Below are 25,813 nucleotides of genomic sequence, written 5' to 3'. Positions count from 1 at the left end.
GCTGGTGGCACGCTTTTCTGGCCGGGCGGCGCACCCCCGGCCATTCGCCAAGAATCTGGGAGGATTTCGATGCGTTTCCTGACAGCAGCCGCCCTTGCGGCCACCACTGCCCTGACCATGCAGCCCGCCTTTGCACAAGAGGACCGCTCTGACTGGCCGTCCAGCCTGACGATCGGTACGGCCAGCCAGGGCGGCACCTATTTCATCTATGGCACCGGTCTTGCAGGCCTGATCACGCAGCGTCTGGACGTCAATGCCTCGGCCGAGGTGACGGGCGGTCCGGTGCAGAACGCAACGCTGGTCGAAACCGGCGATCACCAGATCGGTCTGGTCACCATGGGCCCCGCCTATGAGGCGTGGTCGGGCAACAGCGAACTGGCACCGGGGGTCGAGCATGCCTCGATGCGCGCGCTGTTCCCGATGTATCAGACCCCGTTCGAGGCTGTGGCGCTGAAATCCTCGGGCGTGGCTGATGTCACCGACATGTCCGGCAAGCGCGTATCGGTCGGTCCGGCTGGCGGCACGGCTGCCACCTATTGGCCGCGCTTCTTCGACGTGCTGGGTGTCGATGCGACGATCAGCTATTCGGGGGCCAATGACGCCACCGGTCAGGTCAAGGATGGTCTGATCGACGCATTCGCCTTTGCCGCCGGCGTGCCGATTTCCGCCTTTGCGCAGATCGCCGCTGAAAACGACGTCAACATCTTCGGCTTCACCGAAGAACAGCGCGGCAAGATCCTGGAGGCCATGCCCGAGGTCGCCGCATATGAAGTCGCGGGCGGCATGTATCAGGGCTTCCCCGAAGGGCACGGCACGGTCGCGATGTGGAACTTTGCCATCGCGCATCAGGATATGCCCGAAAGTCTGGCCTATGAAATCACCAAGCTGGTGATGGAGGACAACGAGGCGATGATGCAGATCCACGCGACGTCCGCCGAAACCCTGCCGGAAAACGCCGACAAGAACACCTTCCTGCCGTTCCACCCCGGCGCGGTGAAGTACTTCGATGAAAAGGGGATCGAAATCCCCGACGACCTGCGCGGCTGATGCCCGCCGCCCCGATGCCCGCGCGGCATTGGGGCATTCCCCTGATTTCAGTTCGGACCGAACGCGCTGGCTTGACCACGCAGTTCGCCCCGAGCTTTGCCCCGACCGAGGTTCCCCATGTCCGCACCTGATGCCCATGCGGCACAGAACGGTCCCGTCATCGCGCAAGGCGTCGATGATGAACCGATGGCCCCCAACCAGCGCGACGCCCGTGCGCGCGCGGGTCTGATCATCGCCGTTCTTTGCGCCGCCTATACCGTCTTTCACCTGTTCGTCATGGTCGTCTATCCGCTGGAGACATGGGCGTACCGCATGATCCACGTCTGCGGCGGGTTGGTCATCGGCTTCCTGACCTATTCGGCCCTGACCCAGACAAGCGAAACCGAAGCGGCCACCAAGCGTGGTCCGGTGGAACTGGCGCTGCTGGGCGTCGGTGCGCTTGGCATCGGCTATGGGTTTGTCATCATCGCCTATGCCTGGCTGGCGTGGTGGGTGGCAGGCGTCGCGCGTCCGCCGGCCTTCGGCTTCGCGACCTATGGTCTGCCGCTGGCCATCGGTACGGTGGCGGCCATCTTGGCGGGCTGGCGGTTTTCGTCGCGGGACCGCAGCCGCATCTATGCGGGCGATCTGTTGCTGTGTTTCGCCTCGGTCGCGGTGCTGGGCTATATCCTGTTCGTGGTCGGCGCGCTGCGGATGCGGGCGGGCACGGGCATGGCGCAGCCGGGTGATCTGTGGGCGGCCGTCACCGGTGTCATGCTGATCCTGGAACTGACGCGCCGCCTGACGGGGCTGGCATTGGTCGGCATTGTCGGCGTCTTCATCGCCTACAGCTTCCTTGGGCCTTGGCTGCCCGGTTTCCTGAACCATCGCGGTTACACGGCCACGCGGTTCTTCACCTATATCTTTACCGACCAAGGCGTGCTGGGCGATCCGATTGCCGTCAGCTCGACCTATATCATCCTGTTCATCGTCTTTGCCGCCTTCCTTCAGGCGTCGAAGGTCGGTGATTATTTCGTCAACTTCGCCTTTGCCTGCGCGGGTCAGGCGCGCGGCGGTCCGGCCAAGGTCGCGGTCTTTGCATCCGGCCTGATGGGCATGATCAACGGCACATCGGCGGGCAACGTGGTGTCCACAGGGTCGCTGACCATTCCGCTGATGAAGAAGGTCGGCTATTCGCCCAAGACCTCTGCCGCGATCGAGGCGACGGCGTCATCGGGCGGGCAGATCCTGCCGCCGATCATGGGCGCGGGCGCCTTCATCATGGCCGAGGTGACGGGCATTCCCTATACCGACATCGTCATCGCCGCGATCATTCCGGCGCTGCTGTATTTCGTGTCCGTCTATTTCATGGTCGATCTTCAGGCGTTGAAGCTGGACATGAAGGGCCTGCCGCGGTCGGAACTGCCGCGGTTCGGCGATCTGGTCAAGCAGGTCTATCTGTTCCTGCCGATCATCATCCTGATCTATACGCTGTTCGCCGGCTATTCCGTCATCAGGGCAGGGGCCATGGGCATGGCCGCCGCCGCGATGGTCAGCTGGCTGACCCCGCATAAGATGGGGCCGCGCCAGATCTTCAAGGCGCTGGATATGGGCGCCAAGATGTCAATCCAGATGGTCGCTGTCTGCGCCGCCGCCGGTGTCATCGTGGGCGTCATCGCGCTGACGGGTGTGGGGGCACGCTTTTCGGCGCTGCTACTGACGATTGCGGATCAGAACCAGCTGCTGGCGATGTTCTTTGCGATGTGCATCTCGATCATCCTTGGCATGGGGATGCCGACGACGGCGGCCTATGCGGTGGCCGCGGCGGTCGTGGCACCGGGCCTGATCCAGCTGGGCGTGCCGGTGCTGGTCGCGCATTTCTTCGTCTTTTACTATGCGGTCATGTCGGCCATTACACCGCCCGTCGCGCTGGCCGCCTATGCTGGGGCGGGGCTTGCGGGGTCCGACCCGATGAAGACCTCAGTCGAGGCTTTCAAGCTGGGTCTGGCCGCCTTCATCGTGCCCTTCATGTTCTTCAGCTCGCATGAACTTCTGATGCAGGGCGAAACGCTGGACATCATCCACGCGACCCTGACGGCGCTGCTGGGCATGTTCCTGCTGTCGGCGGGGGTCATCGGATACTTCTTCGGCCATGCCGCCGGATGGATGCGCATCGTGCTGATCGTTGCGGCACTTTCCATGATCTCGGTCGGGTGGGTCAGCGATGTCGCCGGTCTGGTCGTCGCCGTCGCGCTGTTCCTGTGGCAGCGCAAGATGCTGACACCCGCCGCATTGGCCAAGGGTCGCGCGGATTAAGTCACGCACCATCAATCAGACGCGGGCCGGGAAACCGGCCTGTTTTTTCATGGCATATTGCATAAGCACATGAAAAAGCCGCGCAAAAAGCACGGCTGCGGGCACATCAGTCTTTTAGGAAAAACTGGTGCTGTGAGAGAGGATTGAACTCTCGACCTCACCCTTACCAAGGGTGTGCTCTACCACTGAGCTACCACAGCATCGTTGGAGGGGCGTTTAACCAATGCCCCAGATGGCTGCAAGAGCATTTTCGAATTTTTTCCAGATTTTGCCGATTGCCGCGCGGTCGGTCGTGCGTTTGCTGGACTGCGACGCTGGCGGGCGCTAACAGATGAACCATGACGGATCGACGCAAAGACAAATCTGCCCCGGAAAGCCGCGATGATCGCCTGCGACAGGCGTTGCGCGCGAATCTGGCACGCCGCAAGGCGCAGGCAAGGGCGCGTGCGGACGGTCCGGAACCCGATAACAAGGCCGCCATTGAACCGGCCGACAAGACAGGCAAGGACGACAGCTGATGGATCAGATCATCGTAGAGGGTAACGGCCCCCTGAAAGGGGAAATCCCCATTGCCGGCGCAAAGAACGCCTGCCTGACGCTGATGCCCGCCACGCTGCTGACCGATCAGCCGCTGACGCTGACCAATGCGCCGCGCCTGTCCGACATCCGCACCATGACCGAGCTGCTGCAAAGCCTGGGCGCCGAGGCGACCAGCCTGCAGGATGGCCAGGTTCTGGCGCTGTCTAGCCACGATATGACCAGCCACCGCGCCGAATACGACATCGTGCGCAAGATGCGCGCCTCGATCTTGGTGCTGGGCCCGATGCTGGCCCGTGATGGCGTGGCCGAGGTGTCATTGCCCGGCGGTTGCGCCATCGGTGCGCGTCCCGTGGACCTGCATTTGCGCGCGCTGGAGGCTTTGGGTGCGACGCTGGATTTGCGCGATGGCTATGTCCATGCCAAGGCGCCTGCGGGCGGTCTGAAGGGTGCGGTCTTCGAATTCCCCATCGTATCCGTGGGCGCGACGGAAAACGCGCTGCTGGCCTCGACGCTGGCACGCGGCACCACCGTGCTGAAAAACGCCGCCCGCGAACCCGAGATCGTCGATCTGGCGCAATGCCTGCGTCGCATGGGCGCCCAGATCGAGGGCGAGGGCACCAGCACCATCACCATTCAGGGCGTCAACAGCCTGCATGGCGCGACCCATCCCGTCGTCACCGACCGGATCGAACTGGGCACCTATATGCTGGCCCCCGCCATGTGCGGCGGCGAGGTTGAATTGCTGGGCGGTCGCATCGACCTGCTGTCGGCATTCTGTGAAAAGCTGGACGAAGCCGGCGTCAGCGTCGAAGAAACGTCGCGCGGTTTGAAGGTCAGCCGCAAGAACGGTCGCCTGAAGGCTGTCAACGTCACGACCGAGCCTTTCCCCGGTTTCCCGACCGACCTTCAGGCCCAGTTCATGGCAATGATGTGCACCGCCGAGGGCACCAGCGTGCTGGAGGAAACCATCTTCGAAAACCGCTTCATGCACGCCCCCGAACTGATCCGCATGGGTGCGCAGATCGAGGTTCACGGCGGCCACGCGACCGTCACCGGCGTCGAAAAACTGCGCGGTGCGCCGGTGATGGCGACCGATCTGCGCGCCTCGGTCAGCCTGATTCTGGCAGGGATGGCCGCCGAAGGTCAGACCACCGTCAGCCGCGTCTATCACCTTGATCGCGGCTATGAACATGTCGTGCGCAAGCTGCGCGGCGTCGGTGCCCATATCGAACGCGTCAAAGAGGAGTGATCATGGCCGAGGATGCACGTTTCAGCGATGCCGACCCCCGTCCCCTGACCCTGAAGGCCGAGGATGAGGTCGATCTGCGCATCCTCTCGTCGCTGGCGCAGGATGCGATCCTGCCCGCGACCAAGATCAGTCACGACCCCAAGGCACGCCGTCTGGCACTGCTGCTGAACCGCTTCCGGTGGGAAGACGCCGACGCCGCCCGGACCGAGGGGCGCGATTTCGAACGCGTCCAGTCGCTGCTGGTCGTCAACGATGTCATGCGGCTGATCAGCGACGGCGTAGACCGCGATGCCGACACCGTCCTGTCGCTGCTGGCGATCAGCTGGACCGCGGGCGAGGATGGAACCGGACACCTGTCGCTGGACTTTGCGGGCGACGGCACCATCGTCGCCGAGGTCGAATGCATCAACCTGGACCTGCGGGACGTGACGCGACCCTATCGTGCCGTCTCGGGGAAGGCGCCCAGTCACCCCGAGTGACGGGCCGAAGAAAGCCGCAAGGCTGCAAGGAACGAAGAACATGCCGGTCACGCTGAACATCACGGACGCAGATTTCGAACAGGGCTTCCAGCGCATGCTGAACGCCAAGCGCGAGGATTCGGTCAACGTCAACACCACCGTCGCCAATATCATCGCCGATGTGCGCCATCGCGGCGATGCGGCGCTTTGCGAACTGACATCCCGCTTTGACCGGCTGGACCTGACGCCCGAAACCCTGCGCTTCACCCCCGCCGAGATCGAGGAACAGGTGGCGCGGGTTTCGCCCGAGGATCGCGCCGCGCTGGCCTTGGCCGCCGAACGCATCCGCGCCTATCACGCCCGCCAGATGCCCGAAGACGCCAGCTGGACCGACCCCGAGGGCGCGACCCTGGGCTGGCGCTGGTCGGCGGTCTCGGCGGCGGGGCTTTACGTGCCGGGCGGGCAGGCGGCCTATCCATCCAGCGTGTTAATGAACGCGATCCCGGCGCGTGTTGCGGGCGTGGAACGTCTGGTCATCTGCGTGCCGACGCCGGACGGGGTGATCAACCCGTTGGTCCTGCTGGCCGCGCAATTGTCCGGCGTGGATGAGATCTATCGCATCGGCGGCGCGCAGGCCGTGGCCGCGATGGCCTATGGCACCGACACGATGGCGCCGGTGGATAAGATCACCGGGCCCGGCAACGCCTTTGTGGCGGCCGCCAAACGTCAGGTCTTTGGCCGCGTGGGCATCGACATGATTGCGGGCCCGTCCGAGGTTCTGGTCATCGCGGATGGCGAACAGAACCCGGAATGGCTGGCTTGGGATCTGCTGGCGCAGGCCGAACATGACGCCGATGCGCAGTCGATCCTGATCACCACCGATCCTGCCATGGCCCGCGCCGTCGCATCCGAGGTCGAGCGCATCATCCCGACGCTGGATCGCGCCGCCATCGCGGGGGCGAGCTGGCGCGACTACGGTACGTTGATCGTCGTCGATGATCTGGAACAGGCAGCCATGCTGTCGAACCGCATCGCCCCAGAACACCTCGAGCTGTGTGTGGCCGATCCCGAAAGTCTGGCCGATCGCTGCATCCATGCTGGCGCGATCTTCCTTGGCGCGCATACGCCCGAAGCCGTTGGTGATTACGTCAGCGGCCCGAATCACGTGCTGCCCACCGCGCGTTCGGCGCGGTTCAGTTCCGGCCTGTCGGTGATGGATTTCCTGAAACGCACCACGATGGCCCGCCTGACGCCGGGGGCATTGGCTGCGATCGGCCCCGCTGCCGTGCGTCTGGCCGCATCCGAGGGCTTGCAGGCGCATGGCGCTTCGGTTCAGGCTCGGTTGGGGACGTTGAACGAAAGGCCGCGCGAATGAGCCGCATTACCCGGATCGAGATCGACGACAGCGCCATCGCGCCTGCCACCCCCGAAATGGAGCAGGAACGCCGCGTCGCGATTTTTGACCTGATCGAGGACAACAGCTTTGCCGTGCCGGGCCGCGACGGTGGCGATGCGCCCGAAGGTCCCTTCGTGCTGGAACTGTGCATCCGCGAAGGCAGACTGGTTTTTGACGTGGATTCGGAAGGCGGCGACAAGGTGGCCGAATTCCACCTGTCGCTTGGGCCGTTCCGGCAGGTGGTCAAGGATTACTTCCAGATCTGCCAAAGCTATTTCGAAGCCGTGAAACGCCTGCCCCCCGCCCAGATCGAGGCGATCGACATGGCCCGGCGCGGCATCCACAACGAAGGCGCGCGCACCCTGCAGGAACGACTGGAGGGCAAGGCCACGCTGGATATCGACACGGCCCGGCGTCTGTTCACCCTGATCTGCGCCCTGATCCCGCAAAGCTGAGATCATGGCGCAGGACACGTTTCCCTCATCGGTTCTGTTCTGCTGCGACCATAATGCCATCCGTTCGCCCATGGCCGAAGGGATGATGAAGAAGTTCTATGGCCATGCCGCCTATGTCCAGTCGGCGGGCGTCAAGAACGACATGGATGTCAACGGTTTCGCCATCGCCGTCTGCGACGAGGTCGGCATCCCGCTGGCCAATCACCGCAGCCGCAGCTTCGAGGAAATGCAGGATTGGGGCGATGATCTGGGCCAGTTCGACCTGATCATCGCATTGTCGCCCGCCAGCCAGCGCATGGCGTTGGAGATGACCCGCCACGCTCATCTGGACATCGAATACTGGCCGATCATGGACCCGACGGGCCTGGCCGAGGGGCGCGAGGCGCGGCTGGCCGCCTATCGTCAGACCCGCGACCAGATCGAACGCAAGATGCTGGAACGCTTCGGTCCCAAACTGCAGGATTAACGCCGGGCCCGCCAACCGGCGGGGATGTCCCATGCCGCGCGGGCCAGTTCCTGTTCGACCGCATCGCGTGTCAGACCGATATCATCCAATTGGGCATCCGTCAGTCGCGACAGATCGATGCGCGTGCGGCGGACGTCGAACATGGTCAGCAACCGCTCCAACCAGCGGGTGCGCGGGATGATGCCATGGCCGGTGACGACGCGGGCAAGGGATGTGGTCGACATGGTTCAGCTCCGTTGATCAGACACATCACCGATGGTGATGCATTGCAAGTTTACGATCTTGCGTCTTGATCAATAGCACCGGTTTTTTTATTCCGACAACGAATGGTTTTGATGGATGTCATCAAGATTTGTGAAAGGTCGGTGCGGTGATGCGGAATCTGGACATCTCGACGCTGCGGTCGCTGCAGGCCGTGGCAGAATACGGCACCGTGACCCGTGCCGCCGAATCGCTGAACATGACGCAAAGCGCGCTGTCGATGCAGATGAAGCGCCTTGAGGATCTGTTCGGGCGGCCCATGCTGACCAAGGCGGGGCGCGGCGTGGTGTTGTCGGATCTGGCGCTGGACCTGCTGGGCGAAAGCCGCAAGCTGGTGGCCTTGAACGATGCGATCCTGTCGCGCTTTACCGGCGTGCAGCCTGCCACGCGCCTGCGGGTCGGGCTGACGACCGACTGGCTGTTCACCAAGGTGGCGCAGACGGTGCGGGCCTTTCGGCAGGACCAGCCGCGGGTCGAACTGGTGATGAACCACGCCCGCAGCAAGGATTTGCGCATCCAGATGAAGCGCGGCGAACATGACGTGATCCTGACGACCGAATTCGACGCGCCTCCGGGGGCGATCCATCTGGCCAAGGTCGATCTGGCCTGGTTCGGCGCGGTGGGCGGCGAGGCTTGGCGCCAGCGTCCCCTGCCGGTCGCCGACAGTGCGCATTGCGCCTATCACCCTGTGGGGATGGCGGCTCTGGATCAGGCGGGGATCGAATGGCTGCAGGTCGTCAGCGATGGCGGCAGCGAAACCTGGCGCGTGCTGGCGGCAGCGGACCTTGGGGTGACGCTGCTGCCGCGCGGCATCTCTCAGCCCGGGCTCGAGGTGGTGGATCATGGCGGGACGTTGCCGCCGCTGCCCCCGACATGGCTGAACGTCTATGTCGCGGATGGTCCGGCGCGCCATGTCGCCGCCGATTTTGCAGGCTACCTGCGTCGCGTCGTCTGCGAGGTCGCGGCCGCCGCCTGACAAAAATTTCGGCACCGGCAGGCCCCATGGGGTGCCCGCCGGTGCCGTCGCTTATCAGACTACGACGCCGGCGCCTTCGGTCGCAGGACCGGCCACCGCGCGGAAGGCGGCGAACATCTCGCGTCCCAGACCTTCGCGGCTGTCCGAGTCGTCGAATGCCACGGGTTCGCGGCTGTCGAAATCGGGCGCCAGGCATTCCAGCCTTCCCGATGCCGCATCCAGCCGCACCAGATCACCGTCCTGAACGCGGGCCAGCGGACCACCCATCGCCGCCTCGGGCGAGACGTGGATAGCGGCGGGCACCTTGCCCGAAGCGCCCGACATGCGCCCGTCGGTGACCAGCGCGACCTTCAACCCGCGATCCTGCAGCACTGCCAGCGTCGGCGTCAGCGAATGCAGTTCCGGCATGCCATTGGCGCGCGGTCCTTGGAAGCGGACGATGACGATGGTGTCTTCGGTGAATTCACCGGCGCGGAAGGCGGTCTTGACCAATTCCTGATCCGAGAAGACACGGGCCTTCGCCTCGATCACGTGACGTTCGGGGGCGACGGCGCTGATCTTGATGACCCCGCGACCCAGATTGCCCTGAAGCTGCTTCAGCCCGCCGGTCTTGGCAAAGGGGTCCGAGGCGGGGCGCAGGATGCGGTCGTTCAGCGAATCCTTGGCACCGGCTTCCCAACGCACGCGGGCACCGTCTAGCTTGGGTTCGGCGGTATAGCCGTCCAAACCCGTGCCGTTGATCGTCTTGACGTCGGGATGCAGCAGGCCACCCTCCAGCAGCTGGCCAATCATATAGCCAAGACCGCCGGCGGCGTGGAAGTGGTTCACGTCGGCCAGACCGTTGGGATAGACCCGCGCCATCAGCGGCACGTTTTCCGACAGGTCGTGGAAATCCTCGATGTCCAGCAGGACGCCGGCGGCGCGCGCCATGGCGGGCAGATGCAGCACAAGGTTGGTGGAACCACCGGTCGCCATCAGACCGACGATGCCGTTCACAAAGGCGCGTTCGTCCAGCACCTGACCCGCGGGCATGTATTCATTGCCCAGATTGGTGATTGCGGCAGCGCGTTCGACGGCGGCGACGGTCAGCGCCTCACGCAGGGGCGTGTTGGGGTTCACGAAGCTGGAACCGGGCAGGTGCAGGCCCATGAACTCCATCAGCATCTGGTTGGTATTTGCGGTGCCATAGAAGGTGCAGGTGCCCGCCGAATGATAGCTGGCCATCTCGGCCTTCATCAGTTCCTCGCGCCCGACCTCGCCGGTGGCGAACTGCTGGCGGACCTTGGATTTTTCGTCGTTGGGCAGACCCGAGGGCATCGGTCCCGCGGGCACGAAAACCGCCGGGATATGACCAAAGGTCGCGGCCGCGATGATCAGGCCCGGCACGATCTTGTCGCAAACGCCCAGATACATCGCCGAATCGAAACAGTCGTGCGACAGGGCAACGCCTGCCGACAGCGCGATGACGTCGCGCGAAAACAGCGACAGCTCCATCCCCGGGCGACCTTGGGTGACGCCGTCGCACATGGCGGGCACGCCGCCTGCGACCTGAACCGTCGCACCTGCCGCATGGCCCGCGCTGCGGATCATCGCGGGGTAATGTTCGAAGGGCTGATGCGCCGACAGCATGTCGTTATAGGCGGAAACGATGCCGATGTTGGGCTTGCGCGTCGTGGCCATGTCGTTCTTGTCGGCCATGGCGGCATAGGCGTGGGCCTGGTTGCCGCAGGACAGATGCGCGCGGGCAGGGCCTTCCTGTGCGGCGCGGGCGATCTTTGCCAGATAGGCCGTGCGGGACTTGACCGAGCGTTCGCGGATGCGGTCTGTCACCCGGTCGATGGTGGCGTGAAGGGTCATGGCGGGCCTCCTGTTCATTTGCACCGACTATAGTCCGTTAGCGTTAACGGTTCAACCACTGCCTGTGCATATCATGCAGGATCTGCCGCAAATTCGCGCGATTTCGCCGTATCGGCAGGTCGCCGCGGCTTGTGCGACGGGTGGTCCCGTGTCAGATCACCCGCGAAAGGATTTTTCCAATGAATGATCTGCCCGTCATCCGCTTGCGTCCGAAATCGAAACCCCAGGCCATCCGTCACGGATTCCCATGGGTCTTTGCCGATGAGGCCGTGCTGGATCGCCGCACCAAGGCCCTTCCGGCAGGCGGCTTTGCCGTCCTCGAGGATGCCGAACGCCGCCCCTTGGGTCTGGTGACCGTGAACCCCGTGTCCAAGATCATCGGGCGGGTCATGGACCTTGATCCCGACGCGCAGATCGACGGTGCGTGGTTGCGTGCCAAGCTGACCCGTGCCTTGGAAATGCGCAGCCGGCTTTACGATCAGCCCTTCTATCGTCTGATCCACGCCGAGGCCGACGGCCTGCCGGGTCTGATCGTCGACCGCTTTGGCGATGCCGTCGTCATGCAGCCCAACGCCGCATGGTCCGACAATATGGCCGAAGAGATCGCCGATGCCCTGATCGAGGTCGTGGGCGTCAAGACCGTCATCGCCAACGGGCAGGGCCGCGCGCGCGGTCTGGAAGGTCTGGCCGAACGCATGGACGTGCTGCGCGGCGATGCGCCCGACGCGCCGGTGCAGGTGTCGATGAACGATGCGATCTATCTGGCCGACATGATGGGCGGTCAGAAGACCGGCCTGTTCTATGACCAGCGCCCGAACCACGCCTTCGCGCAACGCCTGTCCAAGGGCGCGACCGTGCTGGACGTCTTCAGCCATGTCGGCGGCTTCGGTCTGGCGGCTCTGGCTGCCGGTGCGACCCATGCGCTGGCCGTCGATGGCAGCGCCCCGGCGCTGAAGCTGGCGCAGGGCGGGGCCGAGGCGATGGGCGCGACCGATCGTTTCGAGACCATGCAGTCGGACGCCTTCAAGGCGCTGGAGACGCTGGCCGAACAGGGTCGCCAGTTCGATGTCGTCATCTGCGATCCGCCTGCCTTCGCGCCCTCGAAATCGGCGCTGGATGCCGGTCTGCGCGCGTATGAACGGGTGGCCAAGCTTGCCGCGCCGCTGGTGTCGCCGGGCGGCTATTTGGGGCTGTGCAGCTGTTCGCATGCAGCCGATCTGACCGCCTTCCGCAACTCCAGCGCGCGCGGCATTGGTCGCGGCGGGCGTCGCAGCGTGCTGATTCATTCGGGTCAGGCCGGTCCCGACCATCCGACGCTGCCGCAACTGGCGGAAACCGGCTACCTCAAGTCGCTGTTCTTCCGGCTGGATTGATGCGCGCCGTTCTGGACGCCAATGTCCTGTTCCCCACAATCCTGCGCGAGATCCTGTGCGATCTGGCGCAGGACGGGCGGTTCACGGCATTGTGGTCCGAACGTATCTTGGAGGAATGGCGTCGTGCCGCCCTGCGCATCGGTGACGATGCAGGGGCGGTCGCGGGGGCCGAGATCGCCATGCTGCGTCTGCGCTTTCCGGATGCAATCCTGCCCGATGACGGGCAGGCGGCCATCGACCTGAATTTTCCCGACCCCGCCGACCGCCATGTGGCCGAGGCCGCGCTGGCAGGGCGGGCGTCACTGATCGTCACCGCCAATCTGCGTGATTTTCCGCAACGCCTGATGGCGGGGCTGGGGCTGCGGGCCATCCACCCCGATGCCTTCCTGCTGGATCTGCTCCGCGACGATCCCGCATCCGTCACCCGCGCCGTTCGCGCGGCCTGCGACAAGGCCGTTGCAATGGGGGGTGACATGACCCCCGTTCAGATGTTGAAACGTGGCAGGCTGCCGCGACTTGCCAAGGCAGTGGGCGGTTGAACGCCGTTGCCGTTATCGCTAACAAGAGTTATGGCGGAAGCCACCCATAAGGAGGACAGCATGGTCTCGCGTGTCATTCCGGTCGAAGACTTCGACCTCGTGATTTTTGGCGCTACGGGCGACCTGGCGCATCGCAAGATTTTGCCGGGGCTTTACCGGCGCTTCAAGGCCGGGCAGTTCCCGACCACCAGTCGCATCATCGGTGCCGCACGGACCGAACAGGACGATGACGGCTTCCGCGCCGAGGCGTCCAAGGCGATCTGCGAATTCGCCAAGGTGTCCGAAGACGATCCGCAGCTGGCGCAATTCCTTGAACTGCTGGGCTATGTCGCGATCGATGCGCGCGGCGAAGGTGGCTGGAAGGAACTCAAGGGACGCATGCGCCCCGGTGCCGTCCATGCCTTCTACTTCTCGGTCGCACCGGCGCTGTTCGGCGATATCGCGGAACGTCTGGCCGGTCATGGCATCGCCGACGATGACAGCCGTATCGTGGTGGAAAAGCCTTTTGGTCGTGATCTGGCCAGCGCCCGCGCGCTGAACGACACGCTTGCCAAGCATTTCCAGGAACAGCAGATCTATCGGATCGACCATTATCTTGGCAAGGAAACCGTCCAGAACCTGATGGCCGTCCGTTTCGCCAATATTCTGTTCGAACCCTTGTGGAACGCCCAGTTCATCGACCACGTTCAGATCACGGTTGCCGAAACCGTGGGCGTGGCCGGTCGCGGCAGCTATTACGACAAGTCCGGCGCAATCCGCGACATGGTCCAGAACCACATGATGCAGCTTTTGTGTCTGATCGCGATGGAGCCGCCCTATCACTTCGACCCCGACGCCGTTCGTGACGAAAAGCTGAAGGTGATCCGCGCGCTGCAGCCGGTCGAACCCGCCGATATCGTGCGCGGTCAGTATCAGGGCGACGAAGACTCCACCGGCTATGTCGAGGATTCCGAGGACCCCAATTCGCGCACCGAAAGCTATGTCGCGATGAAGGTTCGCATCTCGAACTGGCGCTGGCAGGGCACGCCCTTCTACCTGCGTACCGGCAAGAAGCTACGCGCGCGGACCAGCGAAATCGCCATCACCTTCAAGGAACCGCCGCATTCGATCTTTGACGACAGCGGCGCGCCCAAGGCCAACGAACTGGTCATCCGCCTGCAGCCGAACGAAGGCATGAACATGAAGGTCATGATCAAGGAACCAGGGCCGGGCGGAATGCGTCTGGTGCAGGTGCCGCTGGACATGTCCTTTGCCGACGCGCTTGGTCCCGACGGGGCCGAGATGCCCGACGCCTATGAGCGCCTGATCATGGACGTGATCCGTGGCAACCAGACGCTGTTCATGCGCGGGGACGAGGTCGAGGCTGCATGGGCCTGGACCGATCCCATCATCAGCGCGTGGGACGACAGCAAGCGCAAGCCGGAACCCTATGACTTGGGCTCCTCGGGACCCGAGGAGGCGCTGCGCCTGATGCACCGCGACAACCGCCGCTGGAGGGAGATCCGCTCATGAGCATGGAGTTCAAGGAATATCCCGACCGCGAGATGCTGGCCCTGTCGCTGGCGGACCGGCTGTCGGCACAGCTAACCCAGCATCTGCGCAACAATGACAGCGCGACGCTGTGCGTGCCGGGCGGGACCTCGCCCGCGCCGGTTTTTGAAACGCTGTCGGGGGCCGATCTGGACTGGGGTCGCGTCACCGTGGTTCTGGGCGACGAACGTTGGGTTGACGGCGACCACAAACGCTCGAACAGCCGGTTGCTGCGTCGTCACCTGCTGAAGGACAAGGCCGCCGCCGCCGATTACATCGACCTCTATACGGGCGATGCTTCGCCCGATCTGGCGACCGACGGTCTGGCGCAGCGGCTGAAGCCGCATCTGCCGTTGACCGTGGCGCTGCTGGGGATGGGCAATGACATGCATACCGCCAGCCTGTTCCCCGGCGCCGACCACCTTGAGGCTGCGATGGCCGCCGACGCGCCCCCCGTCATGCCCATCCGCGCCGACGGCGCCGAGGAACCGCGCATCACCCTGACGCGCCCGATCCTGGCCGATGCGATCAACATCCATGTGCTGATCATGGGCCCCGAAAAGCGCGAGGCCCTGGAACGCGCCATGAAGCTTTCGCCGATCGAGGCGCCGATCCGGGCCTTCCTTGATGCCGCCACCGTCCATTGGGCCGAATGAACAAAGGATTATCGTGATGTCCGACAGCTGGACCCTTCTGAAATCCCACCGCCAGTCGCAGGGCAAGCTGCGCATCGAGGCGCTTTTCGCCGATGACGCCGGCCGCGCGACCGGGTTCTGCACCAGTGCCGATGGTCTGGTGTTCGACTGGTCCAAGACCAGCATCGACGCCAAGGCCCGCGATCTGCTGCTGGATCTGGCCCGCAACGCCAATGTGGCCGAACGCCGCGACGCGATGTTTGCCGGCGAACGCATCAATGAAACCGAAGACCGTGCCGTGCTGCACACCGCATTGCGCAACCTGACGGGCAGCGTCACGGTCAACGGCAAGGACGTGATGCCAGCGGTGCGCGATACCCATGCCCGCATGACCGCCTTTTCGCGCGATGTCCGCTCGGGTGCTTTCACGGGGCAGGGCGGCAAGATCACCGATATTGTGAATATCGGCATCGGCGGGTCGGACCTTGGCCCCTATATGGCGGTGCTGGCGCTGGCCCCCTATCACGACGGGCCGCGCGCGCATTTCGTCAGCAACGTCGATGGCGCCGATATCGCCGACACGCTGAAGGGTCTGGACCCGACGACGACGCTGGTGATCGTGGCCTCGAAGACCTTCACCACCATTGAAACCATGACCAACGCCAAGACCGCCCGCGACTGGATGGCGGTATCGGTCGACGAACCGGGCGCGCAATTCGTGGCCCTGTCGACCGCCGCCGCCAAAGCCGCCGATTTCGGCATTTCGGCCGAACGCGTCTTCGGCTTCGAGGACTGGGTCGGCGGTCGCTATTCCGTCTGGGGTCCGATCGGCCTGTCGCTGATGCTGGCCATCGGCGACGAAGGCTTTGACCAGTTTCTTGCGGGCGGCTCGGCGATGGACAGCCATTTCCGCAATGCGCCCTTGGCCGAAAACCTGCCGGTGATGCTGGCGCTGGTCGGCATCTGGAACCATCAGATCTGCGGCTATCCGACCCGCGCGGTGCTGCCCTATGACAACCGCCTGTTGCGTCTGCCTGCCTATCTGCAGCAACTGGAGATGGAATTGAACGGCAAGCGCGTGGCCATGAATGGCAGCGATCTGGAGGTCGTCTCGGGTCCCGTGGTCTGGGGCGAGCCCGGCACCAACGGCCAGCATGCGTTTTACCAGTTGATCCATCAGGGCACGACGCCGGTGCCATGCGAATTCATTCTGGCCGCCAATGGCCATGAACCCGAATTGGCCCATCACCATATCCTGCTGGCCGCGAACTGCCTTGCGCAGTCCGAGGCACTGATGCGGGGCCGTTCGCTGGACGAGGCCCGTGCCCTGATGCAGGCCAAGGGCCTGACCGGCGATGAATTGGAACGTCAGGCACGTCACCGCGTCTTCCCGGGCAACCGCCCCTCGACGACGCTGTTGATCGATAAGCTGACGCCCTATGTCCTTGGCCAGATCGTGGCGCTTTACGAGCATCGCGTCTTTGTCGAAGGCGTCATTCTGGGCATCAACAGCTTTGACCAATGGGGCGTCGAACTGGGCAAGGAGCTGGCGCTGAAAGTCGAACCCTTGTTGAAGGGGCAGGACGCACCGGGGCATGACCCCTCGACGCTGAATCTGGCATCGCTGATCGTTGCCGGACGCGGCTGACACGCCACGCTGCGCAGCAAGTTGACGGCTTTTCCTTTGCCGTCCGAACAGCTAGGGTCGGCCCCGCAAAAACAGGGGGCCGATCATGGCGTTTTTCTCGAAACTGCGCGAACGACTTGGCAGGTCTTCGACGAAGATCAGCTCGGATCTGGACAACATTGTCGCCGAAGCACCCGCGCCCGCGGCACCCGCCGCCGCGCCGGTCGAAAACCTGGTCGAACAGACCCCCGCACCCGTCCCTACACCGACACCGACGCCCAGCACGACACCTGGCCTTGTCGGTCGTCTGTTCGGCAAGACCCAGCAGCCCGAGGAACCCCGCCGCGCGCTGGACGACGCGATGCTGGAGGACCTTGAAGACATGCTGGTGCAGGCCGATCTGGGCGTGGAAACCGCCCTTCGGGTCAGCGCCAACATCGCCGAAGGCCGCATGGGCCGCCGCGTTTCTTCAACCGAACTGAAAGAGCTGCTGGCCACCGAAGTTGCCCGCATACTTGCCCCCGTGGCACGCCCTTTGCCGATCTATGCCAAGAAGCCGCAGGTGGTGCTGGTCGTGGGCGTCAACGGTGCGGGCAAGACCACCACCATCGGCAAGCTGGCCAGCCAGTTCCGCGCGGCGGGCAAATCGGTCGTGATTGCGGCGGGCGATACCTTCCGCGCCGCGGCGGTTGAACAGCTGCAGGTCTGGGGCGACCGCGCGGGTGTGCCGGTGATGGTCGCGCCGCAGGGCAGCGACCCCGCCAGCCTTGCATGGGACGCGATGACCAAGGCCGAGGCCGATGGTGCCGACCTTCTGATGATCGACACCGCCGGGCGCCTGCAGAACCGTCAGGACCTGATGGAGGAGCTGGCCAAGATCGTCCGCGTCATCCGCAAGAAGGACCCCGAAGCACCGCATAATACCCTGCTGGTGCTGGACGCCACGACCGGCCAGAACGCGCTGAACCAGGTCGAGACCTTCCGCAAGCTGGCCGATGTTTCGGGGCTGGTGATGACCAAGCTGGACGGGACGGCGCGTGGTGGCGTGCTGGTGGCGCTGGCCGACCGCTTCGGCCTGCCGATCCATGCCATCGGCGTGGGTGAACAGATCGACGATCTGGATGCCTTCGACGCGCAGGACTTTGCCCGCGCTCTGGTCGGGCTGTCCTGACCTAGACCGCAGGCGCCGATGATGTACCCCGTTCGCGATATGGCGTGCTGCCATATTGCGCGCGGTAGCATTTCGAAAAATGCGACGGGCTGGAAAAGCCCGATGCCAGCGCGATCTCGATGATCGACATTTCGGTCTGCATCAGCAGGTTGCGGGCACGAGCCAGACGCGTTTCCATATAGTATCGCTTGGGGCTGCGGTTCAGGTATCGCCGGAACAGCCGCTCCAGCTGGCGGGTAGACATGCCCGCATCCAAAGCCAGCTGCGCCGGGCTGATCGGGTCTTCCAGGTTCGCCTCCATCCGCGCGATGACGGCGGCGAGGCGGGGATGGCGCACACCGATGCGGGTCGGGATCGACAGCCGCTGGCGGTCCTGTTCGGTGCGGATGGCGGTGTGCAGCATCTGGTCGGCCACATCGGCGGCAAGGGCATCGCCATGCGCTTCGGCGATCAGATGCAGGATCAGGTCGATAGAACTGGTCCCGCCCGCCGCCGTCAGCCGGTTGCCGTCATGCACGAAGACCGAACGGAACAGATCGACCTCGGGGAAGGCTTCGGCGAAACCATCGTGGTTTTCCCAATGGATCGTGGCCTTGCGCCCATCCAGCAGGCCCGCCTCGGCCAGAATCCATGCGCCGGTGCAGACCGCGCCCATGGCGGCCCCACCACGCGCCTGCCTGCGCAGCCACGCCATCACGGGCCGCGTCGCTTCGCGCGCGATTTCCGTGCCGCCGCAGACGATGACGACCTCATCGCGGCCCGGCGGCGGGGCGTCAGCCTCAAGCCCGCCATCCAGCACGACCCGCGCGCCATTGGAACAGACCGACATGTCGCCCCGCGCGCCCACCAGCCGCCAGTCGTAGAGGGCCGCCCCCGCGGCGCGGTTGGCCAGTCGCAACGGCTCGATCGCGGCCGTGAAAGGCAGCATGGTGAAACGGTCCAGCAGCAGGAAGGTGAAGCGGCGCGGTTTGTCGGATGCCATCGGATTGTCTTTGCATGGTTTTCGCCGATCACCCAAACAGGGATTTGTCGCCGCGGCAAGCGTTCGCGCGCCATCGGGGGAAAGGCTGCTGAACTGCGCGGCAGGGTCTTTCCCTGACCCGGCATTGCGACTATACAAATCCGACAATTTTTCCAAGGAGCGCAGGACATGACGCAGGATATCCGCAAGACCGCCGCCACCCAAAGCTGGGACAAGGCCGGCTGGCGCGCCTATCCGCGCGTCCAGATGCCCGATTATCTGGATCCCGTGGCACTGGAGGCCGTGGAATCGCAGCTGCGCCGCTATCCTCCGCTGGTCTTTGCCGGCGAAGCGCGCCGTCTGAAGTCCCAGCTGGCCGATGTCGGTGCCGGACGTGGCTTCCTGTTGCAGGGTGGCGATTGTGCTGAAAGCTTTGGCGAATTCAGCGCCGACAACCTGCGCGACACCTTCAAGGTGATCCTGCAGATGGCCGTCGTGCTGACTTGGGGCGCGCAGATGCCCGTGGTCAAGGTCGGCCGCATGGCAGGCCAATTCGCCAAGCCGCGCAGCGCCCCCACCGAGACCATCGGCGAGACCGAGCTGCCCAGCTATCGCGGCGACATCATCAACGGTTTCGACTTCACGCCCGAAGCCCGCATTCCCGACCCGCAGCGGATGCTGTCGGCCTATACCCAGGCTGCGGCGTCGCTGAACCTGCTGCGTGCCTTCAGCACCGGCGGTTTTGCCGACATGCACCGCGTCCAAAGCTGGATCGCCGATTTCGTCGGCGGCCCCGAGGCTGCAAAGTATCGTGAAATTGCGGGCCGCATCGGCGATGCGATGGCCTTCATGCAGGCGGCAGGCGTCAATTCCGACACGGCACATCAGCTGTCCAAAGTCGATTTCTACACCAGCCACGAAGCGCTACTGCTGGAATACGAAGAGGCACTGGCGCGCGTCGATTCGACATCGGGTCTGCCGGTGGCGGGGTCGGGTCACATGATCTGGATCGGCGATCGCACCCGTCAGCCCGATGGTGCGCATGTCGAGTTTGCCCGTGGCGTCCAGAACCCGATCGGTCTGAAATGTGGTCCCTCGACCACGGCGGACGATCTGAAGGTGCTGATGGCCAAGCTGAACCCCGAAAACGAGGCGGGCCGTCTGACCCTGATCGCACGCTTTGGCGCCGGCAAGGTCGGCGACCACCTGCCGCGCCTGGTTCAGGCCGTGAAAGAAGAGGGCGCGAATGTCGTCTGGTCCTGTGACCCGATGCACGGCAACGTCATCAAATCCTCGACCGGCTACAAGACCCGCGCCTTCGATTCGATCCTGCGCGAGGTCCGAGAATTCTTCGGCGTCCACAAGGCCGAGGGCACCATCCCCGGCGGCGTGCACTTCGAGATGACCGGCAAGGATGTGACCGAATGCACCGGCGGCGTCCGCGCCGTCACCGATGAAGATCTGTCGGACCGCTATCACACCGCCTGCGATCCGCGCCTGAACGCCAGCCAGTCGCTGGAGCTGGCCTTCTTGGTGGCCGAGGAACTGCGCGCCCGCCGCGAAGGCGCCGCTGCCGATCTGGCCGCCAAGGCCGTCTGATCACCGATCAGGGTTGACGAAAAGGCCCGGGGAAAACCCCGGGCCTTTTTCAATTCAACGCTTCCAGCGGCGATGTATCCAGAACCATTGGTCCATATGCTGCCGGACCAATTGTTCCAGATCGTCGTTCAGCGCCTGCATCATCTGGCGCGGTTCGTCGTGTTCGATGGGTGCGCCGACGTGAACGCGAAAACTGAGGCCATCGGGCTGACGGATCGCGGCGATGGGGATCAGCAGAGCCTCGTATCGCTTCGCAAGCTCGGCAGGTGTCAGCACCGTCCGCGAGGGCAGGTCGAAGAACCGCAGCTCGGCCCCGTCATGGGCGAACTGGTCGAACCCAAGCGCCAACCAGCCACCACCACGCAGAAACCGCAACATCGCCGCCAACCCCGAACGACCACGGGGAAAGACCGGCTCGGCGATTGCAGTAATGGCGGGGACGTAATGGCGGTTGAAGGCTTCGTTGTTCATCGGACGGTAAAGCGCGCCGACCGGCCACCCGCGACCGGACAGGGCCGCCCGCATCGCGTCGTAATTTCCGAAATGCGCACAGCCCAGAATGACCGGGCGCCCGCTGTCGAAGGCAGCTTCTAGGTCGGACAGCCCCGGCCCCTCCAGCGGGTCGGCGTCGCGGATGCGGGTGGTGAATTGGTCGCCGGAATAGATCTCGGCCAGCGACCGACCGGCGTTGTCGGGAACGCGGCGGACTAGGTCCTCGACCTCGGCGTCGGACAGGTCGGGGCGGGCAAGGCGCAGGTTGTCGCGGATGCGCCGCCGCCAGCCGGCCACGGGCGCGATCAGATGTGAAAACACCCAGCCAATCGCCGGAATGCGACGTTCATAGGGCAGAGCGCGCGCCAGCCCCATGATGGCCAGAAAGGCCGCGTTTCCTGCACGATCCACCACCGAGGGTTTGTCGTCCGGCATCACGCCTCCTTTGTGATACGGGCCTCGCGGGACCAGACATAGAGACCGGCGGTCACGATAATCACTGCCCCCGTAATCGTCCAGCCATCGGGCAGCTGACCGAAGAACAGCCAGCCCCAGACACCGGCCCAGATCAGCCCGGTATAGCCGAAGGGCGCCAGGATCCCCGCCTCGGCCGCGCTGAAGGCGCGTACCAGCAGATATTGGCTAGCGGTGCCGAAGATGCCCAGCAGAACAAACGCCCAGATGTCGCCCGTGGCGATCGGCTGCCAGAAGAACGGGACGATCAGACTGGTGATGGTGGTGCCGACGACAGCCGACCACATGACCGATGTCGCGACCGAATCCGACCGCACGATCCGCGTCAGAAGCGCGCCGGCCGCGAAGGTGAAAGCACCCGCCAAGGGCAGCAGGGCCGCCGGTTGAAAAACACCCAACCCGGGCCGGATGATGATCAGCGCACCGACCAAGGCGACCGCGATCCCGGCGATGCGCCGCGGGCCGATGGCTTCGCCTAGAAACAGCGCGGCGCCAAGCGTAATCAGTACCGGGTTCAGGTCCATGATTGCCGTCGCTTCGGCCAGACCGATGTATTGCAAGGACGTAAAGAACAGCCCGACCGAGCCAAGCTGCATCAAGGCCCGTCCCAGCTGCATCACCGGCTGACGGGTGCGCATCAGGGGCACCATGTGGTGCCGGAAGATCGCCGCGAAGATCAGCAAATTGCCGACAAAGCGCATCCAGATAACTTGGGCAGGGTGATAGGTCTGGGTCAGATGCTTGGCGGTCGCATCCATCAGCGTGAAGCCGAGGATGGCCGCCAGCAGCAGCGCGATGCCCCGCGCATGGTCGGATCGCGGGTGCCGCAATCCGTCCCTTTCGCGACCCATCAGCGCAAATGCGCGCGCTAGCACGCGCATCAGCGTGAAGGATCATGGGCATCCGGACAACGAAGAAGCGCGAACTTCTTGGTTGTCCAAATACCCCCGCCGGAGGCGGAAAGTGGTATCACAGCATGCCTTTGACGTGCTCGACAACGTTTTCGGCGGTGATGCCGAAGTGCTTGTACAGCTCGGGTGCGGGACCCGATGCGCCGAAACCTTCCATGCCGACGAAGGCCGACTTGCCCTCCTGACCGCGTTCACCCAGCAGCAGCCAATCCCAAGGCTGGCGAACGGCCGCTTCGATGGCGACACGAACGGTCTGCGCGGGCAGCACCTCCTCGCGATAGGCGGCGGGCTGGTCGCGGAACAATTCCATCGACGGGACCGAAACCACGCGGGTCGGAATGCCAGCATCTTCCAGTTCGTCGCGGGCAGCAACAGCGATTTCCACCTCGGAGCCGGTGGCCATCAGGACGACCTTGGGCGTGCCACCAACGGCTTCGCGCAGGATATAGGCGCCCTTGGCGGACAGATTTTCACCACCATCCTGACGCAGCGTCGGCAGGTTCTGACGCGACAGCGCCATGACCGAGGGCGTGCTGTCCTGCGACAGCGCAATTTCCCAGGCTTCGGCGGTCTCGATCTGGTCGCAAGGGCGCAGAACCAGCGTGTTCGGCGTCGCGCGGCAGATGGCCAGATGTTCCACCGGCTGGTGGGTCGGGCCGTCTTCGCCAAGGCCGATGCTGTCATGGGTCATGACATAGACGACCGGCACACCCATCAGTGCCGACAGACGCATCGCGCCACGGGCATAATCGGTAAAGGTCATGAAGGTGCCGCCATAGGGGCGGAAGCCGCCATGCAGCCAGATGCCGTTCATCGCGGCCGCCATGCCGTGTTCGCGGATGCCGTAATGCAGGTAACGGCCCATGCGGTCTTCGGCGCTGAAGACGCCCTGTTCGCTGGTCTTGGTGTTGTTCGAACCGGTCAGGTCAGCCGAACCGCCAAAGTTTTCCGGCATGCCGGCGTTCAGCACACCCAGTACGTTCTCGCTGGATTTGCGGGTTGCCAGTTTCGGCTTTTCCTCAAGCGTCTTCGCCTTGAAGTCGGCGATGATCTTTTCCATTTGCGGGTTCGTGTCGGTGCCGATGCGGCGGGCGAATTCCTCGCGGTGGTCGGCAGACAGCGCATCGACGCGGTCGTTCCAGGCCTTGCGGGCATCCGAACCCTGCTGGCCGATCTTGCGCCATTCGGTCATGATCGCATCGGGGATCTGGAACGGCTCGGCGTCCCAGCCATAGGCGGCGCGGGTCGCGGTGATCTCGTCTTTGCCAAGGGGCGAACCATGCGCCTTGTTGGTGTCGGCCTTGTTGGGCGAACCGAAACCGATGATCGTCTTGCAATCGACCAGAACCGGGCGACCGTCGTCCTTGGCGGCCTCGGTCAGGGCGCGGTCGATATCGGCAGCGTCATGGCCGTCGCAGGACAGGACGCGCCAGCCGGCGGCGGCAAAGCGTGCGTGCTGATCGGTCGAATCCGACAGGCTGACACGACCGTCGATGGTGATGTCGTTGTTGTCCCACATGACGATCAGGCGGCCCAGCTTCTGGTGTCCGGCCAAGGCGATCGCCTCGTGGCTGATGCCCTCCATCAGGCAGCCGTCACCGGCGATGACCCAAGTGCGGTGGTCGCAGAGGGAATCGCCGTATTCGGCGCGCAGGGCCTCTTCCGCGATGGCGAAACCGACGGCGGTGGCGATGCCCTGACCCAAGGGGCCGGTCGTCGTTTCCACGCCCTCGACATGGCCGTATTCGGGGTGACCCGCAGTGATCGCGCCCATCTGACGGAAGTTGCGGACCTGATCCAGCGTCATCTGTTCGTAACCGGTCAGATGCAGCAACGAATAGATCAGCATCGAGCCGTGGCCCGCCGACAGAATGAAACGGTCGCGGTCGAACCAATGCGGCGCCGAGGCGTCGAACTTCAGGTGGTTCTTGAACAGGACCGTGGCGACATCAGCCATGCCCATGGGCATGCCGGGGTGGCCGGAATTGGCGGCCTCGACCGCGTCCATGGACAGAACGCGGATCGCGCTGGCCAGATTCCAGTGGTCGGGGTTGGCGGTGCGGCGGGCAGCAATGTCCATGACGATCCCTTGCGGCTGAAAATGATGGGTTTGTGTTAGGGGTGAAGCCGCGCGGTTGCAAGCCGCACGGACACCTGCGGGGCCTAAGTTTCAGCCCCGCGCGGACCGACCAATGGCCGGATACGCAGGCGGGTGATACGATTTTCACGTCGGGTCACGACCTCGAAGCGATAGCCGTGGAACGAGAAGACCTGACCCTGTTCGGGAATCGACTGCGCCATATGGATGACCAGACCGGCGACGGTGTTCGCCTCTTCGTCGGGCAGGGTCCAGTCCAGCTGGCGGTTCAGGTCGCGGATGGTCATGCCGCCTTCGACCAGATAATCGCCCTGTGCGTTGGGTTTCAGGGTCTGGTCGGCCTCGGTGTCGTGTTCATCGGCGATCTCACCGACGATTTCCTCAAGGATGTCCTCCAGCGTGATCAGACCACGCAGGCTGCCATATTCATCCACGACCAGCGCGAAATGCGTCCGGCGCTTGAGGAATTCGCGCATCTGTTCGTCCAGCGCGCTGGTTTCCGGCACGAAATAGGGCGACATCACGACCGACATGATGTCGAAACGTGCCGCCGCCGTCGGATCGCCTGCTTCGCGTACGGCACGGTTCACGGCGCGCAGCAGATCCTTGGCATGGACCACGCCCACGACGTTCTCGCGTTCATCGCGATAGACGGGCAGGCGGGTGTGCGGGCTGGCCAGAATGGTGTCCAGGATCTTTTCCGGCGGCAGATCGGCGTCGATCATCTGGATCTCGCTTCGGTGAAGCATGATCTCCTCGACGGTGCGGTTGCCCAGATCCAGCGCGCCCAGCAGGCGGTCGCGGTCTTCCTTGTGCACGGCGCCTGCGGCATGGCCGATCGACAGCGCACCGGCGATTTCCTCCTCGACCGAGAACATATGCGACGTGGGATCGGTCTTCAGCCCGAAGATGCTCAGCATTCCGCGCACGATCAGACGCACCACGGTGACGATGGGCGACAGGATCACGGTGATCAGGCGGATGGGACGCGCTACAAGGCTGGCGACCTTTTCAGGCGCCGAAATCGCATAGGTCTTGGGCATCACTTCCGAGAAGATCAGCACCAGCACCGTCATCACGATGGTGGCGATGGCAACGCCACTGCCGCCCAGAATGCGGGTGAACAGCGCGGTAGCAAGGCTTGCCGATAGGATGTTGACGACGTTGTTGCCCAGCAGGATGGCGCCGATCAGGCGTTCGCTGTCCGATGACACCGCGATGGCCGCCTGCGCGCCGGTGTCGCCCTTATCGGCGCGGGACCGCAGCTTGGCGCGGCTGGCAGCCGTCAGCGCGGTTTCCGAGCCGGAAAAGAAGGCCGACATCGCCAGAAGCACGATGATGGCGGCAGAGGTCAGCCAGAGTGCGGCGTCGAAAGTACTTGAAGGATCGTCCATGGGTCCAGA

23 protein-coding genes and 1 tRNA gene are annotated in these 25,813 nt (G+C 64.3%); 16 read left to right on the top strand and 8 right to left on the bottom strand.

Annotation, left to right across the window (positions count from 1 at the left end):
• Positions 1–69: 69 nt before the first annotated feature.
• Both SJY40_RS08605 and SJY40_RS08600 read left to right on the top strand, forming a co-directional pair.
• The gene (locus SJY40_RS08605; RefSeq protein ID WP_378945077.1) at positions 70–1,047 is read left to right on the top strand and encodes a TAXI family TRAP transporter solute-binding subunit; all 978 of its coding nucleotides are present in this window, start codon (positions 70–72) and stop codon (positions 1,045–1,047) included.
• 117 nt (positions 1,048–1,164) lie between these two features.
• Complete coding sequence (locus SJY40_RS08600) at positions 1,165–3,342, top strand: TRAP transporter permease (protein WP_378945074.1); 2,178 nt, start codon at positions 1,165–1,167, stop codon at positions 3,340–3,342.
• A gap of 125 nt (positions 3,343–3,467) precedes the next feature.
• Here SJY40_RS08600 and SJY40_RS08595 read toward each other — a convergent pair.
• Positions 3,468–3,542 (bottom strand) — tRNA-Thr (locus tag SJY40_RS08595).
• Between the two features lie 138 nt (positions 3,543–3,680).
• On the opposite strand from SJY40_RS08595, the gene SJY40_RS08590 reads away from it, so the two are divergent.
• Genes SJY40_RS08590 through SJY40_RS08565 form a run of 6 tightly spaced genes read left to right on the top strand, consistent with a single transcriptional unit; the run spans position 3,681 to position 7,906 of the window.
• Positions 3,681–3,860 carry a hypothetical protein gene (locus SJY40_RS08590; RefSeq protein ID WP_378945071.1) on the top strand — a complete coding sequence of 60 codons (180 nt, stop codon included), beginning with the start codon at positions 3,681–3,683 and terminating at the stop codon, positions 3,858–3,860.
• Complete coding sequence (murA, locus tag SJY40_RS08585; RefSeq protein WP_378945068.1) at positions 3,860–5,131, top strand: UDP-N-acetylglucosamine 1-carboxyvinyltransferase; 1,272 nt, start codon at positions 3,860–3,862, stop codon at positions 5,129–5,131. The genes SJY40_RS08590 and murA overlap by 1 nt, the downstream gene beginning before the upstream one ends.
• A 2-nt stretch (positions 5,132–5,133) precedes the next feature.
• Positions 5,134–5,610, top strand: coding sequence for a DUF2948 family protein (locus SJY40_RS08580; protein WP_378945065.1), 477 nt, complete (start codon positions 5,134–5,136; stop codon positions 5,608–5,610).
• 40 nt (positions 5,611–5,650) lie between these two features.
• Positions 5,651–6,964: a histidinol dehydrogenase gene (gene hisD, locus SJY40_RS08575; protein WP_378945063.1), complete on the top strand. Its 1,314-nt coding sequence runs from the start codon at positions 5,651–5,653 to the stop codon at positions 6,962–6,964.
• On the top strand, positions 6,961–7,440 hold the full coding sequence (locus SJY40_RS08570; protein ID WP_378945060.1) for a UPF0262 family protein: 480 nt from the start codon (positions 6,961–6,963) through the stop codon (positions 7,438–7,440). The genes hisD and SJY40_RS08570 overlap by 4 nt, the downstream gene beginning before the upstream one ends.
• A gap of 4 nt (positions 7,441–7,444) precedes the next feature.
• Positions 7,445–7,906, top strand: a complete 462-nt coding sequence (locus SJY40_RS08565) for a low molecular weight phosphatase family protein (RefSeq protein ID WP_378945057.1) — start codon at positions 7,445–7,447, stop codon at positions 7,904–7,906.
• Here the strand turns inward: SJY40_RS08565 and SJY40_RS08560 are convergent.
• Positions 7,903–8,130 (bottom strand): DUF1127 domain-containing protein, encoded by a 228-nt coding sequence (locus SJY40_RS08560; protein ID WP_378945055.1) that lies wholly within the window; start codon positions 8,128–8,130, stop codon positions 7,903–7,905. The genes SJY40_RS08565 and SJY40_RS08560 overlap by 4 nt on opposite strands.
• A gap of 149 nt (positions 8,131–8,279) precedes the next feature.
• Between SJY40_RS08560 and SJY40_RS08555 the strand changes: the two genes are divergently transcribed.
• Positions 8,280–9,143 carry a LysR family transcriptional regulator gene (locus tag SJY40_RS08555; RefSeq protein ID WP_378945052.1) on the top strand — a complete coding sequence of 288 codons (864 nt, stop codon included), beginning with the start codon at positions 8,280–8,282 and terminating at the stop codon, positions 9,141–9,143.
• A gap of 54 nt (positions 9,144–9,197) precedes the next feature.
• Here the strand turns inward: SJY40_RS08555 and edd are convergent, their stop codons facing one another.
• Positions 9,198–11,000 (bottom strand): phosphogluconate dehydratase, encoded by a 1,803-nt coding sequence (gene edd / locus SJY40_RS08550; RefSeq protein ID WP_378945050.1) that lies wholly within the window; start codon positions 10,998–11,000, stop codon positions 9,198–9,200.
• A gap of 179 nt (positions 11,001–11,179) precedes the next feature.
• On the opposite strand from edd, the gene SJY40_RS08545 reads away from it, so the two are divergent.
• The 6 genes from SJY40_RS08545 (at position 11,180) to ftsY (ending at position 17,875) form a co-directional block, all read left to right on the top strand.
• Complete coding sequence (locus tag SJY40_RS08545; protein ID WP_378945047.1) at positions 11,180–12,373, top strand: RSP_2647 family RNA methyltransferase; 1,194 nt, start codon at positions 11,180–11,182, stop codon at positions 12,371–12,373.
• Entirely contained in the window at positions 12,373–12,912 is a 540-nt protein-coding gene (locus tag SJY40_RS08540) for an RSP_2648 family PIN domain-containing protein (RefSeq protein ID WP_378945044.1), read from the top strand. The genes SJY40_RS08545 and SJY40_RS08540 overlap by 1 nt, the downstream gene beginning before the upstream one ends.
• 60 nt (positions 12,913–12,972) lie before the next feature.
• Positions 12,973–14,424 carry a glucose-6-phosphate dehydrogenase gene (zwf, locus tag SJY40_RS08535; RefSeq protein WP_378945040.1) on the top strand — a complete coding sequence of 484 codons (1,452 nt, stop codon included), beginning with the start codon at positions 12,973–12,975 and terminating at the stop codon, positions 14,422–14,424.
• A 2-nt stretch (positions 14,425–14,426) separates the two neighbouring features.
• Positions 14,427–15,098, top strand: coding sequence for a 6-phosphogluconolactonase (gene pgl, locus SJY40_RS08530; protein ID WP_378948330.1), 672 nt, complete (start codon positions 14,427–14,429; stop codon positions 15,096–15,098).
• 16 nt (positions 15,099–15,114) lie between these two features.
• Positions 15,115–16,725 (top strand): glucose-6-phosphate isomerase, encoded by a 1,611-nt coding sequence (gene pgi, locus SJY40_RS08525; protein WP_378945037.1) that lies wholly within the window; start codon positions 15,115–15,117, stop codon positions 16,723–16,725.
• Between the two features lie 85 nt (positions 16,726–16,810).
• Positions 16,811–17,875: a signal recognition particle-docking protein FtsY gene (gene ftsY, locus SJY40_RS08520; protein WP_378945035.1), complete on the top strand. Its 1,065-nt coding sequence runs from the start codon at positions 16,811–16,813 to the stop codon at positions 17,873–17,875.
• Position 17,876: 1 nt separating this feature from the next.
• Here the strand turns inward: ftsY and SJY40_RS08515 are convergent, their stop codons facing one another.
• Positions 17,877–18,857 (bottom strand): GlxA family transcriptional regulator, encoded by a 981-nt coding sequence (locus tag SJY40_RS08515; protein ID WP_378945032.1) that lies wholly within the window; start codon positions 18,855–18,857, stop codon positions 17,877–17,879.
• A 168-nt stretch (positions 18,858–19,025) separates the two neighbouring features.
• On the opposite strand from SJY40_RS08515, the gene SJY40_RS08510 reads away from it, so the two are divergent.
• On the top strand, positions 19,026–20,435 hold the full coding sequence (locus SJY40_RS08510) for a class II 3-deoxy-7-phosphoheptulonate synthase (protein WP_378945030.1): 1,410 nt from the start codon (positions 19,026–19,028) through the stop codon (positions 20,433–20,435).
• 54 nt (positions 20,436–20,489) lie between these two features.
• Here SJY40_RS08510 and SJY40_RS08505 read toward each other — a convergent pair whose 3' ends face one another.
• The 4 genes from SJY40_RS08505 to SJY40_RS08490 all read right to left on the bottom strand — a co-directional run bounded on the left by SJY40_RS08505 (position 20,490) and on the right by SJY40_RS08490 (position 25,804).
• Positions 20,490–21,362, bottom strand: a complete 873-nt coding sequence (locus SJY40_RS08505; protein WP_378945027.1) for a lysophospholipid acyltransferase family protein — start codon at positions 21,360–21,362, stop codon at positions 20,490–20,492.
• The gene (locus SJY40_RS08500) at positions 21,362–22,282 is read right to left on the bottom strand and encodes a DMT family transporter (RefSeq protein ID WP_378945024.1); all 921 of its coding nucleotides are present in this window, start codon (positions 22,280–22,282) and stop codon (positions 21,362–21,364) included. The genes SJY40_RS08505 and SJY40_RS08500 overlap by 1 nt, the downstream gene beginning before the upstream one ends.
• A gap of 88 nt (positions 22,283–22,370) precedes the next feature.
• Positions 22,371–24,392 carry a transketolase gene (gene tkt / locus SJY40_RS08495; RefSeq protein WP_378945021.1) on the bottom strand — a complete coding sequence of 674 codons (2,022 nt, stop codon included), beginning with the start codon at positions 24,390–24,392 and terminating at the stop codon, positions 22,371–22,373.
• An 83-nt stretch (positions 24,393–24,475) separates the two neighbouring features.
• Complete coding sequence (locus SJY40_RS08490) at positions 24,476–25,804, bottom strand: HlyC/CorC family transporter (RefSeq protein ID WP_378945018.1); 1,329 nt, start codon at positions 25,802–25,804, stop codon at positions 24,476–24,478.
• Positions 25,805–25,813 lie beyond the last annotated feature (9 nt).

It is taken from the genome of Paracoccus sp. R86501 (assembly GCF_042466435.1).
GTDB lineage: Bacteria > Pseudomonadota > Alphaproteobacteria > Rhodobacterales > Rhodobacteraceae > Paracoccus.
Note: the sequence above shows the minus strand (reverse complement) of the source record. Positions and strands in the feature narration are given on the sequence as shown.

Coding starts and splice junctions, on each gene's coding strand:
- SJY40_RS08605 (WP_378945077.1), top strand. CDS start 70: ATGCGTTTCCTGACAGCAGCCGCCCTTGCGGCCACCACTGCCCTGACC.
- SJY40_RS08600 (WP_378945074.1), top strand. CDS start 1,165: ATGTCCGCACCTGATGCCCATGCGGCACAGAACGGTCCCGTCATCGCG.
- hisD (WP_378945063.1), top strand. CDS start 5,651: ATGCCGGTCACGCTGAACATCACGGACGCAGATTTCGAACAGGGCTTC.
- SJY40_RS08560 (WP_378945055.1), bottom strand. CDS start 8,130: ATGTCGACCACATCCCTTGCCCGCGTCGTCACCGGCCATGGCATCATC.
- zwf (WP_378945040.1), top strand. CDS start 12,973: ATGGTCTCGCGTGTCATTCCGGTCGAAGACTTCGACCTCGTGATTTTT.
- SJY40_RS08490 (WP_378945018.1), bottom strand. CDS start 25,804: ATGGACGATCCTTCAAGTACTTTCGACGCCGCACTCTGGCTGACCTCT.
- murA (WP_378945068.1), top strand. CDS start 3,860: ATGGATCAGATCATCGTAGAGGGTAACGGCCCCCTGAAAGGGGAAATC.
- SJY40_RS08590 (WP_378945071.1), top strand. CDS start 3,681: ATGACGGATCGACGCAAAGACAAATCTGCCCCGGAAAGCCGCGATGAT.
- pgl (WP_378948330.1), top strand. CDS start 14,427: ATGGAGTTCAAGGAATATCCCGACCGCGAGATGCTGGCCCTGTCGCTG.
- SJY40_RS08505 (WP_378945027.1), bottom strand. CDS start 21,362: ATGCCGGACGACAAACCCTCGGTGGTGGATCGTGCAGGAAACGCGGCC.
- SJY40_RS08570 (WP_378945060.1), top strand. CDS start 6,961: ATGAGCCGCATTACCCGGATCGAGATCGACGACAGCGCCATCGCGCCT.
- SJY40_RS08565 (WP_378945057.1), top strand. CDS start 7,445: ATGGCGCAGGACACGTTTCCCTCATCGGTTCTGTTCTGCTGCGACCAT.
- SJY40_RS08540 (WP_378945044.1), top strand. CDS start 12,373: ATGCGCGCCGTTCTGGACGCCAATGTCCTGTTCCCCACAATCCTGCGC.
- pgi (WP_378945037.1), top strand. CDS start 15,115: ATGTCCGACAGCTGGACCCTTCTGAAATCCCACCGCCAGTCGCAGGGC.
- SJY40_RS08555 (WP_378945052.1), top strand. CDS start 8,280: ATGCGGAATCTGGACATCTCGACGCTGCGGTCGCTGCAGGCCGTGGCA.
- edd (WP_378945050.1), bottom strand. CDS start 11,000: ATGACCCTTCACGCCACCATCGACCGGGTGACAGACCGCATCCGCGAA.
- SJY40_RS08500 (WP_378945024.1), bottom strand. CDS start 22,282: ATGCGCGTGCTAGCGCGCGCATTTGCGCTGATGGGTCGCGAAAGGGAC.
- SJY40_RS08545 (WP_378945047.1), top strand. CDS start 11,180: ATGAATGATCTGCCCGTCATCCGCTTGCGTCCGAAATCGAAACCCCAG.
- SJY40_RS08515 (WP_378945032.1), bottom strand. CDS start 18,857: ATGGCATCCGACAAACCGCGCCGCTTCACCTTCCTGCTGCTGGACCGT.
- SJY40_RS08510 (WP_378945030.1), top strand. CDS start 19,026: ATGACGCAGGATATCCGCAAGACCGCCGCCACCCAAAGCTGGGACAAG.
- SJY40_RS08580 (WP_378945065.1), top strand. CDS start 5,134: ATGGCCGAGGATGCACGTTTCAGCGATGCCGACCCCCGTCCCCTGACC.
- ftsY (WP_378945035.1), top strand. CDS start 16,811: ATGGCGTTTTTCTCGAAACTGCGCGAACGACTTGGCAGGTCTTCGACG.
- tkt (WP_378945021.1), bottom strand. CDS start 24,392: ATGGACATTGCTGCCCGCCGCACCGCCAACCCCGACCACTGGAATCTG.